The organism is Mesorhizobium sp. B2-6-4 (assembly GCF_006441495.1).
GTDB lineage: Bacteria > Pseudomonadota > Alphaproteobacteria > Rhizobiales > Rhizobiaceae > Mesorhizobium.
Window position 1 is genome coordinate 90,699 of record NZ_VFUE01000008.1, and the last position, 15,747, is coordinate 106,445.

15 protein-coding genes are annotated in these 15,747 nt (G+C 64.4%); all 15 read left to right on the top strand.

Translation table 11 applies throughout. The features are described from left to right. The first annotated feature begins 2 nt into the window (after nucleotides 1–2). The 15 genes from FJ426_RS12920 (at nucleotide 3) to flgK (ending at nucleotide 15,744) form a co-directional block, all read left to right on the top strand. The gene (locus FJ426_RS12920; RefSeq protein ID WP_140560331.1) at nucleotides 3–581 is read left to right on the top strand and encodes a MotE family protein; all 579 of its coding nucleotides are present in this window, start codon (nucleotides 3–5) and stop codon (nucleotides 579–581) included. Then, nucleotides 578–1,282 carry a flagellar basal body L-ring protein FlgH gene (gene flgH, locus FJ426_RS12925; protein ID WP_140496218.1) on the top strand — a complete coding sequence of 235 codons (705 nt, stop codon included), beginning with the start codon at nucleotides 578–580 and terminating at the stop codon, nucleotides 1,280–1,282. The genes FJ426_RS12920 and flgH overlap by 4 nt, the downstream gene beginning before the upstream one ends. Nucleotides 1,283–1,303: 21 nt before the next feature. Next, a complete protein-coding gene (locus tag FJ426_RS12930; protein ID WP_140560330.1) occupies nucleotides 1,304–1,798 on the top strand; it encodes a flagellar basal body-associated FliL family protein in 495 nt (164 codons plus the stop codon). Further along, nucleotides 1,795–2,526, top strand: coding sequence for a flagellar type III secretion system pore protein FliP (gene fliP, locus FJ426_RS12935; RefSeq protein WP_140513640.1), 732 nt, complete (start codon nucleotides 1,795–1,797; stop codon nucleotides 2,524–2,526). The genes FJ426_RS12930 and fliP overlap by 4 nt, the downstream gene beginning before the upstream one ends. Nucleotides 2,527–2,739: 213 nt before the next feature. Beyond that, nucleotides 2,740–3,738 carry a flagellin gene (locus FJ426_RS12940; protein WP_140496221.1) on the top strand — a complete coding sequence of 333 codons (999 nt, stop codon included), beginning with the start codon at nucleotides 2,740–2,742 and terminating at the stop codon, nucleotides 3,736–3,738. A gap of 263 nt (nucleotides 3,739–4,001) precedes the next feature. Then, a complete protein-coding gene (locus FJ426_RS12945; protein ID WP_140513641.1) occupies nucleotides 4,002–5,066 on the top strand; it encodes a flagellin in 1,065 nt (354 codons plus the stop codon). 124 nt (nucleotides 5,067–5,190) lie between these two features. Beyond that, nucleotides 5,191–6,840, top strand: coding sequence for a flagellar basal-body MS-ring/collar protein FliF (gene fliF / locus FJ426_RS12950; RefSeq protein ID WP_140560329.1), 1,650 nt, complete (start codon nucleotides 5,191–5,193; stop codon nucleotides 6,838–6,840). A gap of 3 nt (nucleotides 6,841–6,843) precedes the next feature. After that, nucleotides 6,844–7,464 carry a hypothetical protein gene (locus FJ426_RS12955; RefSeq protein ID WP_140560328.1) on the top strand — a complete coding sequence of 207 codons (621 nt, stop codon included), beginning with the start codon at nucleotides 6,844–6,846 and terminating at the stop codon, nucleotides 7,462–7,464. Then, a complete protein-coding gene (locus FJ426_RS12960; RefSeq protein WP_140560327.1) occupies nucleotides 7,461–8,795 on the top strand; it encodes a MotB family protein in 1,335 nt (444 codons plus the stop codon). Before FJ426_RS12955 ends, FJ426_RS12960 begins: the two co-directional genes overlap by 4 nt. Further along, on the top strand, nucleotides 8,792–10,156 hold the full coding sequence (locus FJ426_RS12965) for a chemotaxis protein MotC (RefSeq protein ID WP_140560326.1): 1,365 nt from the start codon (nucleotides 8,792–8,794) through the stop codon (nucleotides 10,154–10,156). Before FJ426_RS12960 ends, FJ426_RS12965 begins: the two co-directional genes overlap by 4 nt. Next, entirely contained in the window at nucleotides 10,153–11,520 is a 1,368-nt protein-coding gene (locus tag FJ426_RS12970; protein WP_140560325.1) for a flagellar hook-length control protein FliK, read from the top strand. The genes FJ426_RS12965 and FJ426_RS12970 overlap by 4 nt, the downstream gene beginning before the upstream one ends. Then, nucleotides 11,450–12,037 (top strand): transglycosylase SLT domain-containing protein, encoded by a 588-nt coding sequence (locus tag FJ426_RS12975; protein WP_181167718.1) that lies wholly within the window; start codon nucleotides 11,450–11,452, stop codon nucleotides 12,035–12,037. The genes FJ426_RS12970 and FJ426_RS12975 overlap by 71 nt, the downstream gene beginning before the upstream one ends. A gap of 222 nt (nucleotides 12,038–12,259) precedes the next feature. Then, on the top strand, nucleotides 12,260–12,928 hold the full coding sequence (locus FJ426_RS12980) for a response regulator transcription factor (protein WP_140496228.1): 669 nt from the start codon (nucleotides 12,260–12,262) through the stop codon (nucleotides 12,926–12,928). A 79-nt stretch (nucleotides 12,929–13,007) separates the two neighbouring features. After that, nucleotides 13,008–14,264: a flagellar hook protein FlgE gene (locus FJ426_RS12985; protein WP_140522332.1), complete on the top strand. Its 1,257-nt coding sequence runs from the start codon at nucleotides 13,008–13,010 to the stop codon at nucleotides 14,262–14,264. A gap of 28 nt (nucleotides 14,265–14,292) precedes the next feature. Beyond that, nucleotides 14,293–15,744 carry a flagellar hook-associated protein FlgK gene (flgK, locus tag FJ426_RS12990; RefSeq protein ID WP_140560324.1) on the top strand — a complete coding sequence of 484 codons (1,452 nt, stop codon included), beginning with the start codon at nucleotides 14,293–14,295 and terminating at the stop codon, nucleotides 15,742–15,744. Nucleotides 15,745–15,747 lie beyond the last annotated feature (3 nt).

The window sequence follows — 15,747 nt, forward strand, 5'->3', positions numbered from 1 at the left end:
CGATGCCGATGATCTCCTCCCTCTCATTCCATCAAGGACGCCGCCCCGCCGCGATCCTGTTCGCGGCCTGCGCTCTGACGGCCTTTTCCAGCGGCGTGCATGCCGAGGAAGCCGTCCGCCAGGTCCTGCCGGGGGCGCCGCCCGCACCCGCGCCGCAGCTGTTGGCCCGGGAGAAGGCTCCCGACCAAAGCGAGATCGAGCGCTTCTGCTCCAACATAGCCGACGCCGCCCGCGACCGCCGCTACGTGTTGCAGGCGGAGGAGTTGAAACAGCTCCAGGCCGGCATCGACCAACGCATGAAGGCACTGGACGAAAAGCGGGCCGAATACGAGACCTGGCTGAAGCGGCGCGAGGTGTTCCTGGCCCGGGCCGAGGACGGCGTCGTCAAGATCTATGCCGGCATGAAGCCCGACGCGGCGGCCGAGCGCCTGGCCATCGTCAATGCCGATCTCGCCGCGGCCATCCTGATGAAGCTCGATTCGCGCAAGGCCGGCGTCATCCTCAACGAAATGGACCAGAAGGCGGCGGCGACGCTCACCGGCATCATGGCCAGCGCAGCCCGAAGGGTAGATCCGTCATGATCCGCAGAACGCTCATCCTGTGCGCGGTCGCAGCTTTGTCCGGCTGCGGCACCAATCTCAAGGAGATCGGCAGGGAGCCTTCACTGTCGCCGGTCGGTTCCGGCATCGGCAATGAAGGAGCTTCGCCCTACAGCTATCCCGAGCCGCCTGCGGCGCCGGTCAAGAAATTCTCGCTGTGGGACGATCGCCAGAGCCGGCTGTTCACCGATCCCAGGGCGTTGCGCGAAGGCGACATTCTCACCGTCAGGATCAAGCTCAACGACAAGGCCAACTTCAAGAACCAGAACGACAGGAGCCGCACCGCCTCGCGCAAGCTGGGTTACGACGTCACGCTCGGATGGGAAGACAAGAGCACGAGCGGCAAGGGCGACGCCGGCCTGAGCTCCAGCACCGAAACCAATGCGGACGGCGAGATCAAGCGCTCGGAGAACCTGGAGCTCAACGTTGCTGCCGTCGTCACCGAAGTCCTGCCCAATGGCAATTTGATGATCAGGGGCTCGCAGGAAGTGCGTGTCAATTATGAGCTCAGGGTGCTCACCATCGCCGGCATGGTGCGCCCGTCGGATATCGGCGCGGAGAACACCATCTCCTACGAACGCATCGCCGAGGCGCGCATCTCCTATGGCGGCCGCGGCCGCGTCAGCGAGGTCCAGCAGCCGGCCTACGGCCAGCAGATCCTCGACCAGGTTCTTCCGTTCTAGGGCATTGGAGACCGCAGCACCGTGGCCAGCGTCGAACAGGTTCCGTCTCGCAAGGGTCCTTCCCTTGCCGTCCAGGGCGCCATGCTGCTCCTGGTGACGGCTGCCGCCATCGGCATGGGCTGGCTGTCCGGCGGCTATCTCAAGGGTGTGGGGCCACCGGCATCGGTACCCGTCGCGCCGGAAAACGAGGGCAAGGTACCCAAGCCCGCCGACGCGCAAGAGCCCGGCACGGGACCGTCACTCGTCGCGCTGGCGCCGATCACCACCAACATCGCCTCGCCCGCCGAGACCTGGATCAGGATGGAAGTGTCGGTGGTCTACGACGCGCCGCAGCCGCCGGCAATGTCGGATGAGATCCATCAGGATCTTCTGGCCTTCGTGCGCACCCTGAAGATGCACCAGATAGAAGGAGCCAGCGGCTATCAGCACCTGAAGGCCGATATCGAGGAGCGCGCCTCGATCCGCAGCCAGGGGCATGCCAAGCAGGTACTCATCAGGACGTTGCTGCTCGAATGAAGAAATTTCTTCTTGCCGCGGCGCTGCTCGGCGCCGCCACATCGATCGCGACGGCCCAGCAACTGGACCTCGGCGGCATCGGCAAGGCCGACGGCACCACCGTTGGCTACATCATCCAGATGTTCGGCCTGCTCACCGTGCTTTCGGTGGCGCCGGGCCTGCTGATCATGGTGACAAGCTTCACCCGTTTCGTCATCGCCTTCTCGATCCTGCGCGCCGGCATCGGCCTGCAGTCGACGCCGGCGAACCTTATCCTCATTTCGCTGTCGCTGTTCATGACCTTCTATGTCATGGCGCCGACCTTCGACCAGGCCTGGAATACCGGCGTCAAGCCGCTGATGGACAACCAGATCAGCCAAACCGAGGCTTTCGAGAAGATTTCCGATCCCTTCCGCACCTTCATGCTGCACAATGTGCGCGACAAGGACTTCGACCTGTTCGCCGACCTCGCGCGCGAACGCGGCCAGACCGTTGCGAAGGAAACCGTCGACCTGCGCATCCTGGTGCCCGCCTTCATGATCTCCGAGATCAGGCGCGGTTTCGAGATCGGCTTCCTGATCGTGCTGCCGTTCCTGGTCATCGACCTGATCGTCGCCACCATCACCATGGCGATGGGCATGATGATGCTGCCGCCGACGGTGGTGTCGCTGCCGTTCAAGATCCTGTTCTTCGTGCTGATCGACGGCTGGAACCTGCTTGTCGGCAGCCTGGTGCGCTCCTTCAACTGATCGCGCCGGGCGCCGGCCGCGCCCTCCCGTTTTTTTCGACAATATTTTTCGATTAACCGTCCGGTTTAGTCCTTTGGTAGGGACTTGTCGCCATATTCCCCGCAGATGGCGGGTGATCGGGTCTCAGACAGATCATTGGCATGATGCCGCTCCGTCATACCGGCCAATCCGGTATGTCAAAAAACACCTGTAAAAAGTAAGGTACGAGTAGACATGGCCAGTATCATGACCAATGCCTCGGCGCTGACCGCGTTGCAGAGCTTGAACGCCACCAATAAGAACCTCGAAACCACCCAGGCCCGCATTTCGACGGGCTATCGCGTTTCCCAGGCTTCGGACAACGCTGCTTACTGGTCGATCGCCACCACGATGCGTTCCGACAACCAGCAGATGTCGACCGTTTCGGACGCGCTCGGCCTCGGCGCCTCGAAGGTCGATACCGCTTACACCGGCATGAACAGCGCGATCGACACCATCAACCAGATCAAGACCAAGCTGACCGCCTCTTACGGCCAGACGGATGCCGACAAGGAAAAGACCCAGACCGAAATCGCCGCCCTTCAGAAGCAGCTGAAGGCCTATGCCGACGGCGCCAGCTTCTCCGGCACCAACATGCTGTCCGTGGACAGCGGCACGGGCACGTCCGTGGCGGACATCAAGATCGTTTCGGCCTTCAACCGTGACGCTTCCGGCGCGGTATCGATCTCGACGATCGACGTCAACGTGGAAAGCACCAAGCTGTACGAGGCGGGTACCACGGCCGGCACCGCGAAGGGCATCCTCGACGCCGCGCGTCTGGGCACCGACGGCAGCGTCACCGCCACGGCGGCTACTCCGGCTGCTGGTGCTACCGTTGCGGCCGGCGACACCTATTCGGTCGCCAGCCTGAAGATCTTCGACTCCGCAACGGGCAAAGGCTTCAGCGACGACCAGATCTCGGGGATGATGAACGTCGTCGACGCCGCGCTCAAGGACATGACGAACGCCGCCACCACGCTCGGCGCCGCCAAGAGCAGTATCGACCTGCAGAAGACGTTCACGCAGAGCCTGATGGACTCCATCGACCGCGGCGTCGGTCAGCTCGTCGATGCCGACATGAACAAGGAATCGACCCGCCTCCAGGCCCTGCAGGTTCAGCAGCAGCTCGGCATCCAGGCGCTGTCGATCGCCAACGGTTCGTCGCAGTCGATCCTGTCGCTCTTCCGCGGCTGATCGCCTTCACCATCCACGAACAGCACCAAGATATCGGGCCGCGCCAAAAGCGCGGCCCGATTGCGTTTGCTCCAGCCCCGCGCAATCCTCGTTCCTTAACTGTCGAAAGCTGACTTTTAACAGGGCGTTAACCATATCGCGCTAGCTATGGTTAACCAATAGCTTACGACAGGTTGTCGAATCGGCCCGACCGGCACGATCGCAGCCGATGGGCAGGCCGACCAGGCCTGTGGGCATGCCGGCTTAGAGAAGGAGCGAGTTTCTTGGCGAGCATCATGACGAACGCTGCGGCGTTGACTGCACTTCAAAGCCTCAACGCCACCAACAAGTCGCTCGAGCAGACACAGGCCCGCGTCTCGACGGGCTATCGCGTCTCCGAGGCCTCCGACAACGCCGCCTACTGGTCGATCGCCACCACCATGCGCTCCGACAACCAGGCGCTCTCGACCGTGCAGGATGCGCTCGGCCTCGGCGCCTCGAAGGTCGACACCGCCTATACCGGCATGAACAATGTGCTGGACACGATCGGCAAGATCAAAACCAAGCTGCTTTCGACCGTCGGCCAGACGGATGCCGCCAAGGCAAAGACGCAGACCGAAATCACGGCGCTTCAGGCGCAGATGAAATCCTTTGCCGACGCCGCCACCTTCTCCGGTTCGAATTTCCTGTCGGTGATCTCCAAGCAGGTGTCGGCCGCCAATGACGGCGTCCAGCCCGACTCCAAGATCGTGTCCTCGTTCAACCGCACCTCGTCCGGCGCCGTCCAGCTCGGGACGATTGACATCGATGTCGAGAGCACCAAGCTTTTCGATTCCGGTCTTGCCGGCGAGGTCAAGAACCAGGGCATTCTCGACCGCAAGACATCGGTCTATTCGACCGCGGCCGCGCAGACCCTGTATGACACCGCCTATGCGGCATCGATCGCGGGTGGATCAACGGATATCGCAGCCAACACCGCCGGCCAGACAGCGGCGGGGGCGGTTACCAAGGTCGACAATATTTCCGCCTACAATCTCGACATCACTGCGGCAGGCGTGACCGACGACATCATCACCCAGATGATCACCAAGATCGACAACGTCATGAGCCAGCTGACCGATTCCGCCACCATCCTCGGTTCGGCCAAGAGCAGCATCGACCTGCAGAAGACCTTCACGCAGAGCCTGATGGACTCCATCGACCGCGGTGTCGGCCAGCTCGTCGACGCCGACATGAACAAGGAATCGACCCGCCTTCAGGCGCTCCAGGTGCAGCAGCAGCTTGGCATCCAGTCGCTGTCGATCGCCAACAGTTCCTCGCAGTCGATCCTGTCGCTGTTCAAGAGCTGACCGCCCACTCGACGTCTTCACCTCAAGGTTGACGGGCCGCGCGCCGAGCGCGGCCCGATTTCATTTTCGCACAAGCTTCGAGGGCTAGTGTTCCAGCGGACAGTCATGCTGGGAGTAGTCGACCGTGCCGGAACAGATCCAGAGCATCATCGCGAATCTCCGCGGGTTTGGCGTGAAGCGCCTGGCCATGCTGGCGGGCATCGCCGCATTGGTGATGAGCGTCATCGGTGTCGCTTCCGTCTATCTCAACCGTCCGGCCTACGACACGCTCTATGTCGGGCTCGACCGCGCCGACGTGAACCAGATCGGCCTCGTGCTGGGCGAGGCCGGCATCGGCTTCGACGTCGGCTCCGACGGGACCTCGGTCCTGGTCCCGGCCGGCACCACCGCGCAGGCGCGCATGCTCTTGGCCGAAAAGGGCCTGCCGACCAGCGCCAATGCCGGCTATGAACTGTTCGACAATGTCGGCTCGCTCGGCCTGACCTCCTTCATGCAGCAGATCACGCGTGTGCGTGCGCTGGAGGGCGAGATATCGCGCACCATCCAGTCGATCGCGGGCGTCAAGGCTGCGCGCGTCCATATCGTCATGTCCGAGCGTGCCAATTTCCGCCGCGACGAGCAGCAGCCCTCCGCGTCGGTCGTCATCCGCTACGCCGGCATCGACGCCGAGAAAAGCGCCATGTCGATCCGCCATCTCGTCGCCGCCGCCGTTCCCGGCCTGTCGGCCGACAAGGTGACGGTGCTCGATTCCAACGGCAATCTGCTGGCGGCGGGAGATGATCCCTCCAACACAAGTGCCGCCCGCACGCTTGGCGTCGAACAAACCGTCGAGGCGCAGATCGGCGACAACATCCGGCGCGCCCTCACCCCGTATCTCGGCCCGGACAATTTCCGCGCCAGCGTCAAGGCCGACGTCAACACCGATACCCGCCAGACGGAGGAGACGATCTTCGATCCGGAGTCGCGCGTCGAGCGTTCGGTGCAGTCGGTGCGTGCCAACGAGAACAACAACCAGAAGCAGGCCTCAACGCCGGCCAGCGTCGAGCAGAACCTGCCCGAGACGCAGACGACCGCCACCGAGGGTCCGCAATCCTCCTCGCAGAACGACCGCAGGGAAGAGATCACCAACTACGAGATCAACTCCAAGAAGATCGCCACCGTCTCCAACGGCTACAGCGTCACCAAGATGTCTATCGCCGTGGTCGTCAACCAGGATCGGCTGAAGGCGATCCTGGGCAAGGACGCCACGCCCGAACAGATCGCCAAGCGCGTCGCCGACATCCAGAAGATGGTGACCTCTGCCACCGGCTTCGACGACAAGCGCGGCGATGTCATCGACGTCTCGGCGGTCGAGTTCATCGACGGGCTCGACGGCGAGGCGGTCCCGCAGGCCGGAATGCTCGATTCCGTCGGCCAGCACGCCGGCACGCTGATCAATGCCGGCGCCTTCATCGTCGTGGTGTTCCTGGTGGCCTTCTTCGGCCTGCGCCCGATGGCGGCGGCCCTGACAGCAAAGGCGACGCCGTCCATAGCCGGTCCCAATTTCGACGAGGTCCAGCGCTCGCTGCCGACGCCAGAGGGCACGGCTTCCGCCGAAGCCGGCTCGGCCGTCGGCGCCTTGCCGGGCGTGCGGGCCGGCTCCACGCCGCTCGACGACCTGCGCCAGAAGATCAGGCCCGCGCCGCAGGAGCGGCTTGCCCGCATGGTCGACCTCAACGAGGAGCGCACAGCGCAGATCCTGCGCAAATGGGCGGCCCAGGAAGTCGCGGTGTAGTCCATGCCTTCCCTAGCCCTTTTCGATCTCCTGCCGGATTTCGGCCCGCGCCCGCAACGTGTCAGCCAGCCGAGGGCCGCCGCCGAGCACGAGCCGGAAGCAGCCGTGCCTCAAGCCGATATCGGCACGCTGATCGCCGAAGCGGTCGCCCAGGCGGAGGCAGCGCTTGGCGAGCGGCTTGCGGCTGCCCACGAAGCAGCGATGGACGCTGAACGCCGGGCGAATGCCGAGGAAGCGAAGGCCTTTCTCGAGAGCTTCGGCGGCGATGTCGGCGAGGCGGTCTCGCTGCGCATTGATGCCATGGAGGCGCGCGTGACGGACCTCGTCGCCGCCACGGTCGCCCGCATCATCGGCGGCATCGTCAGTGACGACCTGCAAAAGCGCTCGCTTGAAGCGCTTGCCGGTGCGGTCCGCGAAGCGGTCGGCGATGGCGAAGCGGTGCGCATAGTCGTTCGCGGCCCGCTTTCCCTTTTCGAAGCGCTGAAGGCGTCGCTCGGAGCGCGCGCCGCCAATCTCGACTTCCTCGAAGCTCCCGGCTTCGATCTCACGGTCTCCATCGACGAAGCGGTGTTCGAGACGCGCATGGCCGAATGGTCGGCAACGCTCTCTCAGGTGTTGGCATGAGCGTCGCCGATGCCGATCAGGCCAGGCACGAGATCATTATCGTGCGTCGCGGCCATGACGACCACGAGGAGGGCCATCACGGTGGCGTCTGGAAGATCGCCTTCGCCGACTTCATGACGGCCATGATGTGCTTCTTCCTGGTCATGTGGCTGATCAACGCCGCCAACGAACAGACCAAGGCGGCGGTCGCCAGCTATTTCAATCCGGTCAAGCTGGTCGACCGCACCTCGAGCCGCAAGGGCCTGGAGGATCTCGGCGACGGTCCGCGCGCCATCGGGCTGACCGCCGACAATCCGGAAGAGGCGGCCACCAAGGCCGGACAGGATGGAGCCGGCGGCGCGGGTTCATCCGATCCGAAAAAGGAAAAGCAGGAGCCGCAGCAGTCCGAGCAGTCCGACGAACACCTGTTCGCCGATCCCTACGCGGTGCTTTCGGAAATCGCCACCAACACCGGCATCATGCAGAACGTCAGCCAGAAGGGCGATGGCGGCGCGCAGAGTGCCGGCCCGGCAACGGGCGCTTCCGGCGGCGCCTCCTATCGCGATCCGTTCGAGCCTGATTTCTGGTCTCAGCAGGTGGCCTCGCCGGGCGCCGAGGCCAGCGCGCAGCGCGCCAGGATCGAAGGTGATCCGGTGAAGCCCGGCGAGAAGGCCGCCGAGGCGCAGGTCGCCAAGGTCAAGGCCGTGCCGCCTGCGCCGCCGGTCATCGCGGCGCCGCTTGAACCTCTGGCAAAGGAGGGCAAGGCCACAACGGCAATCGCCGAGGCGGGTGATGCGAAAGCCGGCGCTGCCGGGCTCGCGGACGCCAAGGTTGCCGCCGTCGCCGAGGCGGCCAAGCCCGATGCCGGCGAAAAGAAGCCGGGCGCGGCCGCGCTCAAAGCTGCGGCCGCCGTCAGGCAGCAGCTGGCCGAGGCTTTCAAACCTGGCGACAAGTTGCACGACGGCGTCTCGGTCGAAGCCACCGACAAGGGCGTCCTCATCTCGATCACCGACCAGCTTGACTTCGGCATGTTCGAGGTCGGCTCCGCGATGCCGCGCCGTGAGCTGGTGCTCGCGATGGAAAAGATCGGCCGCATCGTCAACAGCCAGAAGGGCACGATCAGCATCAACGGCCACACCGACGCGCGGCCGTTCCGCAGCGCCGGCTACGACAATTGGCGGCTGTCGACCGCGCGCGCGCATTCGGCGTACTACATGCTGGTGCGCGGCGGCGTCGACGAGCGCCGCATTACCGAAGTCGCCGGCTTCGCCGACCGCCAGCCGAAGGACCCCGCCGATCCGCTGTCGGCGGTGAACCGCCGCATCGAGATACTGATGGCGACCGGCGGATGAAGCGGGCGGTCTTCACCAGCCGCTTGATGGGCCTTTTGCTGTTGGCCGGCCAGCCTACGGCCGCCCTCGCCCAGGATTCGTTGCAGCCCTATCAGCTGGTGCGCTCGTTACAGCTTATTCAAGACCGTATCGCCGTCGGCGACCACGCCGCGCTGCCGATGCAGTCCAAGCTGCTGGAGATGATCGATACGCGCCTTCGCGAGGCGGACAAGAACGATTTCAGGGATCCGAAGAATTTTCGCGCGCTGCTGGTCTACGGCATGAGCGGCGGCAACCCGGTGACCGTCGAGGCGGCCGTGTCGCGCGCCACCGCCGATGCGCGGGATCTAGCCCTTGCCAGGGGCGTCATCGATTACCTGAACGGCCGCCCCGGCGAGGCCATCGAAGCCTTGAAGCCGGTCGATCCGATGGCGCAGCCCAGCGACCTCGGCGCCTTCCTTGCCCTGGTCAAGGGTTCGCTGCTCGCCAGCGACCAGCCGGCCGCGGCGCTGGTGCTGCTCGACGAGGCGAAATTGCTCGGCCCCGGGACACTGGTCGAGGAGGCGGCATTGCGCCGCTCGGTCGGCATTGCGGTCGCGCAGCGCGACGCGGCGCGCTTTGCGCTTGCCTCCACACAATATGTCGAGCGCTATCTCTATTCGCCCTATGCCAGCCAGTTCGCCGACTCCTTCGTCTCGGGCGTGATTGAGCTGCACATGTCGATCAGCCAGGACAAATTGGCCGATATCACCTCAATGATGGATCCCGAGCGCGAGAAGGTCATTTATCTGCGCATCGCCCGCCGCGCCGCGATCGACGGCCTGAACGAACTGTCCGCCTTCGCCTCGGCGCGGGCCGAGCAAGGCCGCGACGGCAACACCAATCAGGGCGATCCGCGCGCCCTGCTCTACTCAAGCCTGTCCACCGTGACATCGGGTACCATCGAGGAGGTGCGCGCCAAGCTGAGCAAGATCGACCGCAGCCGGTTATCGGACGGCGACCGCGCGCTGCTCGACGCCGCCGAGGCCATCGCCGGCGAAGTGGTGGCGCCGCCCGCTTCCCTCCCGACCGCCAGCCCGGCACCTGCAGAGGTCATACCATCGCACGAGCCCGAGCCTGCCGCCGCGCAGTCCACCGACGCCGCCGGATTGCCGCCCGTCGAGGGTGCTGTCTCCGAACAGCCGGCCGTCGCGCCATCCGGCGACACAGTGGCAGCTGCGCCGAACCCGCCGGCTCCGGGCGATGCGGCAACTGTCCTGCCGGCATCGGCGCCGGCGGCCGCGGCCAGCACCGACACGTCAGACCCGACCGATGCCGCGATGGTCAAAACCCGTCGACAGCTCGACCTGATCGACCAGATGCTTGGAGCCGCTCCGAAATGACCCCCAGCCTCGGTCCGGCGCTGCCGGGAATCACCACCGCGCGCACGACGGCGGAACAGCCGGCGGCGACCGGAAAGAATGACGACACGGGTTTCGGCAAGATGCTGGACGACAAGGCCGGCCCGGCCCACCCGGACAAGCATCCGGCAGCCGGGGCCGAATCGCGCGATGAGCGCTGGAGCAGGCTTGCCGCCGGTCCTGCCGGGCAGAAGGACGAGCCACTGCCGGCTGGCAAGGCAAGGATCCCATCCAGCGGAATGCCGGCCGCGAAAACAGCCAGGGACGACAAGACCGCCGAGCCGGACAAGGACGCCGATGGCGCAGCGGCCGAGACAGGTACGACGCCGCTCGAGGACCATCTGCCGTTGCTGATCGCGTTCCATGACCTGCGCCATTTCTCGACATCGGCCAGACCGGCCGATACGAGCGAAACCGGACAGGAACCGGCGCTCGACGGGCAGCTCCTGCCGAAGGCCTACCGGCCGAAATCCGCCGCCGGGCATGACGATCTCGAACCGATCTCGAAGCCCGAGCGGACATCGCTCGTGGATGGGTCGCTGACCAAGCTCGATGGCCAGACCGTCCACGACGCCGCCGGCAGGCCAAAACGCGACAATGCGATCGCGGCCGGGCCGCTGCCCCAGACAGCGCCGGCCGAAGTGCCGGACCTGGATCCGAAGCAGGCGGCACCGCAGCTGAAATCCATGGCCGATGTTCAGTCCTCGTTGCGGCACGAGCCCGGAAAACAACTGTCGGCGGCAGGGCGCATCGACGTGGTTTCCGAGCGCAGCTTCCCTGCCCCGCCGCAGGCGCCGATGAGCCAGGCCGCCCTCAACGTGATCGGCGCCATAACAGCCGATGGCGGCCCGAAAACGACGCTTTCGACACACTCCGCAACTGCGCAACTGACAGGCCCTGTTGCCGCCGCGACACATGTGTTGAAGATCGAACTTCATCCGGCCGAGCTTGGCATGGTCACCGCCAATCTTCGCCTCTCCGGAGAACAACTTTCGATTGAGTTAAAGCCTCAAACACATGACGCCTACCACCGGCTGTCCTCTGATAGCGATGCCATCGTCAAGTCCCTGCGCGGACTCGGCTTCGAGGTTGACAAGGTCACGATACTACAACCTTCGGTAGCGGTCCCCGCAACGACCCGCACTGATGCGACCGCATCCTTGCAGACGGCGGCGGGCCGCGACCAGTCGTCCTTTCAACCCGGGAATTCCGGCGGCGGCAACAGCGGCGCCGGCGGCCAGCAACCGGGCCAGCAATCCGCCGGAAGACACAATGATGACGCGCAAGCACACGGCCGCCCCGCTTCGCCTTCTCGCGAGCGCGCTGGCGGCGATATCTTTATCTAGTCTTGCGAGCGCCGCCGCTGCCGCCGCCAATGCTTGCGAACCGGAGATCCTGCGCGCCGCCGACCGCTACGGCGTGCCGGCTGGCATCCTCTATGCCGTCGGCTTGACCGAGACCGGCAAGAAGGGCAGCTTGCAGCCCAACGCATTGAATATAGAAGGAAAAGCGGTCTTCCCGACAAGCCGCGCCGAAGCTCTTGCCACCTTCGCCAATGCCCGACGCGAAGGCAAGACGCTGATTGATCTCGGCTGCATGCAAATCAATCACCACTACCACGGCGCGCATTTTCGCAGCGTCGAGGACATGCTAGATCCGCGTCAGAATGTCGACTATGCGGCGCGTTTCCTGGCCAGCCTTCATGCCCGTCACGTGACCTGGTCGATGGCTGTCGCCCGCTATCACGCGGGGCCCGACAACGACCCGGCGCAGAAGGTCTATGTCTGCCGCGTGATATCAAATATGGTGGCCACCGGCTTCGGCAAATGGACCGGCAACGCTCGCACGTTCTGCAATCCATGAGTGTATTGTTGCATCTCATGCAATCGGTCGCAAAGTCTCGGCGTTGCGCTTCGACTTGGCCGGGACTTGGAGCACGAAGCATATCTCACCCCACGCTAATGCAACCGATGCGATTCCGGACTCCCAAGAAACTAGTTACAAGAAATGACGGTTGTTCAGGATTCCTGCCAGCGGATACGGCTTTCCCCACGGGGCAGATGAGCTGATTCGGAGGCGGGGCCGATGATCGTTATCGTTGACGAGCGAGAGCTCGTGACAGACGGATACAATTCACTTTTTGACCGCGAGGGCATCGCCTGCGCGGGCTTCGCTTCCGGCGAATTCGGCGAGTGGGTGAACTCGGCCGCCGATGCCGATCTGCGCTCGGTCCGGGCCTTCCTCATCGGCGACTGCCGCGAAGGCGCGATCTCTCCGCGCCAGATCCGCGACCGCACCGGAGCCCCGGTGATTGCTCTCAGCGAGCAGCATTCGCTGGAGAACACGTTGCGGCTGTTCGAGAGCGGTGTCGATGACGTCATCCGCAAGCCGGTCCATATCCGCGAGATCCTGGCCCGCATAACAGCCATCCGCCGCCGCGCCAACGAGGATGCCGCCTTTACCGAGATCGGCGCCATGCGCATCTTCATGGATGGCCGCGACCCTGAAATCAATGGCCAGCCGCTTCCCTTGCCGCGCCGTGAGCGCCGCATTCTCGAATATTTGGCAAGCAATCGCGGCCGCCGCGTCACCAAGACGCAAGTATTCAACGCCATCTACGGCATCTTCGACGAAGAGGTCGAGGAGAACGTGGTGGAAAGCCACATCAGCAAGCTGCGCAAGAAGCTGCGCGAGAAGCTGGGCACCGATCCGATCGATTCCAAGCGCTTCCTCGGTTACCGGCTGGTGTTCTGATGCACCGCCGCGCCAGCCTCGCGCAAGACAGGACGCGTAGCCTCGCTGCCAATGGCATGGACATTGCGGAGACATTTCGATGAGCCTCTACGGGATGATGCGGACCGGCGTTTCCGGCATGAACGCGCAGGCCAACCGTCTGTCGACGACAGCCGACAACATCGCCAATTCCGATACCACCGGCTACAAGCGGTCATCCGCCGAATTCTCAACACTGGTCATGCCATCGACGGGCGGCGCCTATAATTCCGGCGGCATCACCACCACGATCCGGCAGGCGGTCAGCGATCCCGGCGTGCTCCAATACACCACCTCTGTCTCCGATCTTGCCGTCAGCGGCGACGGCTTCTTTGTCGTCCAGGACCCGAGCGGTACGCCTTTCCTGACCCGCGCCGGTGCCTTCGTTCCCGATGGACAGGGCAGGCTGGTCAACTCGGCCGGCTTCCAGCTGATGGCCTACAGCTACGAAAATGGCGTGCCGGCGGCGACGGTGAACGGTTTTGAAGGACTGGTCCCGGTCGTCATCTCCGACCAGGGAATGACCGCGACCCCGAGCACCGAGGGTCTCTACAGCGGCAACTTGCCCGCAGGCGCGACGCCGGTCGCGGCCGGCAACCTGCCCACCACCAACGCCGCAGGCGCGCAGTACACCTCGAAATCCTCGATGGTCGCCTATGACAATCTCGGCAACAAGAAGCTGCTCGACGTCTATTTCACCAACACCGGCGCCGGCACCTGGCAGGTGTCGGTCTTCGACCAGTCGAAGGCGACCGCCGGAACGTCATTCCCCTACACCGGCGGCGCGCTTGGCTCGGCCAACCTGACCTTCGACACGACCACGGGCAAGCTCACCGGCGCCGTCGACAGCGTCTCGCTCACCGTGCCCAACGGCAGCACCTTTTCACTGGATCTGTCGGCATTGACCCAGCTCGGCACCGGCTTCACGGTTTCGGACGCTCAGGTCAACGGCAACGCGCCGAGCACCATCGACAAGGTGCAGATCAGCAAGGACGGCACCATCTACGCCCAGTACAAGGACGGCTCCACCAAGCCGCTCTACAAGATCCCGCTGGCCGATGTGCAGAGTCCCGACCAGCTCACCGCGCTGCCCGGCAATGTGTACTCGCAGGGCACCGAATCCGGCGCGGTCCGCGTCGGCTTTGCCAATGAAGGCAAGCTCGGCTCCATCATCTCCGGCGCGCTCGAGAATTCGAACGTCGATATCGCCGAGGAACTGACCAACATGATCGCGGCGCAACGCAGCTACACCGCCAATTCGAAAGTCTTCCAGACCGGTTCCGACCTGATGGACGTCCTTGTCAACCTGAAGAGATAAAACCGGGCAACGCCCGTGAAAGACCCGCATGTCGCTTTCCACCGCATTGAGCATCGCCCAATCGGCGCTTATGAACACCGCTCGGCAGACCAGCGTTGTCTCGCGCAACGTCGCCGACGCTTCCAATCCGGACTATACGCGCCGCATCGCCGTCGTCACCAGCACGGCGCCGGGCGCGCGCTCGGTTGATATCCAGCGCGTAGCCAACGACCTGCTCTTCCGCCAGAATCTCAGCGCCCTGTCGGCGTACAGCGGCCAAAACGCGCTCTATAGCGGCCTGGATCAGCTGGATGTTTCGGTCAATGGCGTTGACAATGCGTCCTCTCCCTCGACCGCGATCGGCAATTTGCAGCAGGCGCTGCAGCTCTATGCCACCTCGCCCTCGAACCAGAATCTCGGCTCCAGCGTCATCGACGCAGCCAAGCAGGTCGTGCGTTCCCTGAACGAAGGCTCCAGGGCCATTCAGGACTTTCGCACCCAGACCGACGGCCAGATCGCCACCGCGGTAGACGATCTTAACTCGCTGCTCAGCCAGTTCCAGGATGCCAACCAGGCTGTCATATCAGGCACGCGCTCCGGCACCGACGTGTCCGATGCGCTGGACCAGCGCGACGCGCTTTTGAAGAAGATCTCGGACTATGTTCCGGTCTCGACCTTCACGCGCGGCGACAATGACATGGTCATCACCACGGGTGACGGCACGACGCTGTTCGAAACCATCCCGCGAACGGTCAGCTTCGCCCCATCCTCCGGCTACAGCGCCGGTACCGTCGGCAACGCACTCTACATCGATAACGTGCCGATCTCGGCGGGAACCGGCGGCAACACCAGCGCCAGCGGCAAGCTTGCCGGTTTGCTGCAATTGCGCGATGGCGTGGCCTCGACCATGCAGAGCCAGCTCGACGAGACCGCGCGCGGCCTGATCACGGCCTTCGCCGAGACCGCGCCGTCAATGCCCAACGCCGCCGGGCTGTTCACCTGGTCTGGCGCGCCGGCGGTGCCGGCCGCTGGCACGCTGGTCAATGGCCTTGCCGGCACGATCAGCGTCAATGCCGCCATGGATCCAAGTGTCGGCGGCAATCCGGCACTGCTGCGCGACGGCGGCGCCAACGGCGCGGCCTATGTCGTCAACACCGGCGGCGCCTCCTATTCCAGCCTTCTGGTCGCCTATGGCGACCGGCTCGATCAGCCGATGACATTCGACCCCGCCGCCGGGATTTCGGCGACGTCGAGCGTTGCCGATTATGCCGCCAATTCGATCGGGTGGCTCCAGGGCGTGCGCCAGCAGGCGTCGACCGCAGCCGACGCCAAGCAAGCTTTGGCATCGCGCAGCGCCGAGGCGCTGTCCAACGCCACCGGCGTCAATGTCGACCAGGAAATGTCGCTGCTTCTCGATCTCGAACATACCTATCAGGCATCGGCCCGAATGATGAAAACCGTCGACGACATGTTGGCGGCTCTGCTCAGCGCGGTGGGATAATCC

What these genes read in the sequence shown, in the direction of transcription:
- FJ426_RS12920 (WP_140560331.1), top strand. Translation starts at nt 3, where the DNA reads ATGCCGATGATCTCCTCCCTCTCATTCCATCAAGGACGCCGCCCCGCC.
- flgH (WP_140496218.1), top strand. Translation starts at nt 578, where the DNA reads ATGATCCGCAGAACGCTCATCCTGTGCGCGGTCGCAGCTTTGTCCGGC.
- fliP (WP_140513640.1), top strand. Translation starts at nt 1,795, where the DNA reads ATGAAGAAATTTCTTCTTGCCGCGGCGCTGCTCGGCGCCGCCACATCG.
- FJ426_RS12940 (WP_140496221.1), top strand. Translation starts at nt 2,740, where the DNA reads ATGGCCAGTATCATGACCAATGCCTCGGCGCTGACCGCGTTGCAGAGC.
- FJ426_RS12955 (WP_140560328.1), top strand. Translation starts at nt 6,844, where the DNA reads ATGCCTTCCCTAGCCCTTTTCGATCTCCTGCCGGATTTCGGCCCGCGC.
- FJ426_RS12960 (WP_140560327.1), top strand. Translation starts at nt 7,461, where the DNA reads ATGAGCGTCGCCGATGCCGATCAGGCCAGGCACGAGATCATTATCGTG.
- FJ426_RS12965 (WP_140560326.1), top strand. Translation starts at nt 8,792, where the DNA reads ATGAAGCGGGCGGTCTTCACCAGCCGCTTGATGGGCCTTTTGCTGTTG.
- FJ426_RS12970 (WP_140560325.1), top strand. Translation starts at nt 10,153, where the DNA reads ATGACCCCCAGCCTCGGTCCGGCGCTGCCGGGAATCACCACCGCGCGC.
- FJ426_RS12975 (WP_181167718.1), top strand. Translation starts at nt 11,450, where the DNA reads ATGACGCGCAAGCACACGGCCGCCCCGCTTCGCCTTCTCGCGAGCGCG.
- FJ426_RS12980 (WP_140496228.1), top strand. Translation starts at nt 12,260, where the DNA reads ATGATCGTTATCGTTGACGAGCGAGAGCTCGTGACAGACGGATACAAT.
- FJ426_RS12985 (WP_140522332.1), top strand. Translation starts at nt 13,008, where the DNA reads ATGAGCCTCTACGGGATGATGCGGACCGGCGTTTCCGGCATGAACGCG.
- flgK (WP_140560324.1), top strand. Translation starts at nt 14,293, where the DNA reads ATGTCGCTTTCCACCGCATTGAGCATCGCCCAATCGGCGCTTATGAAC.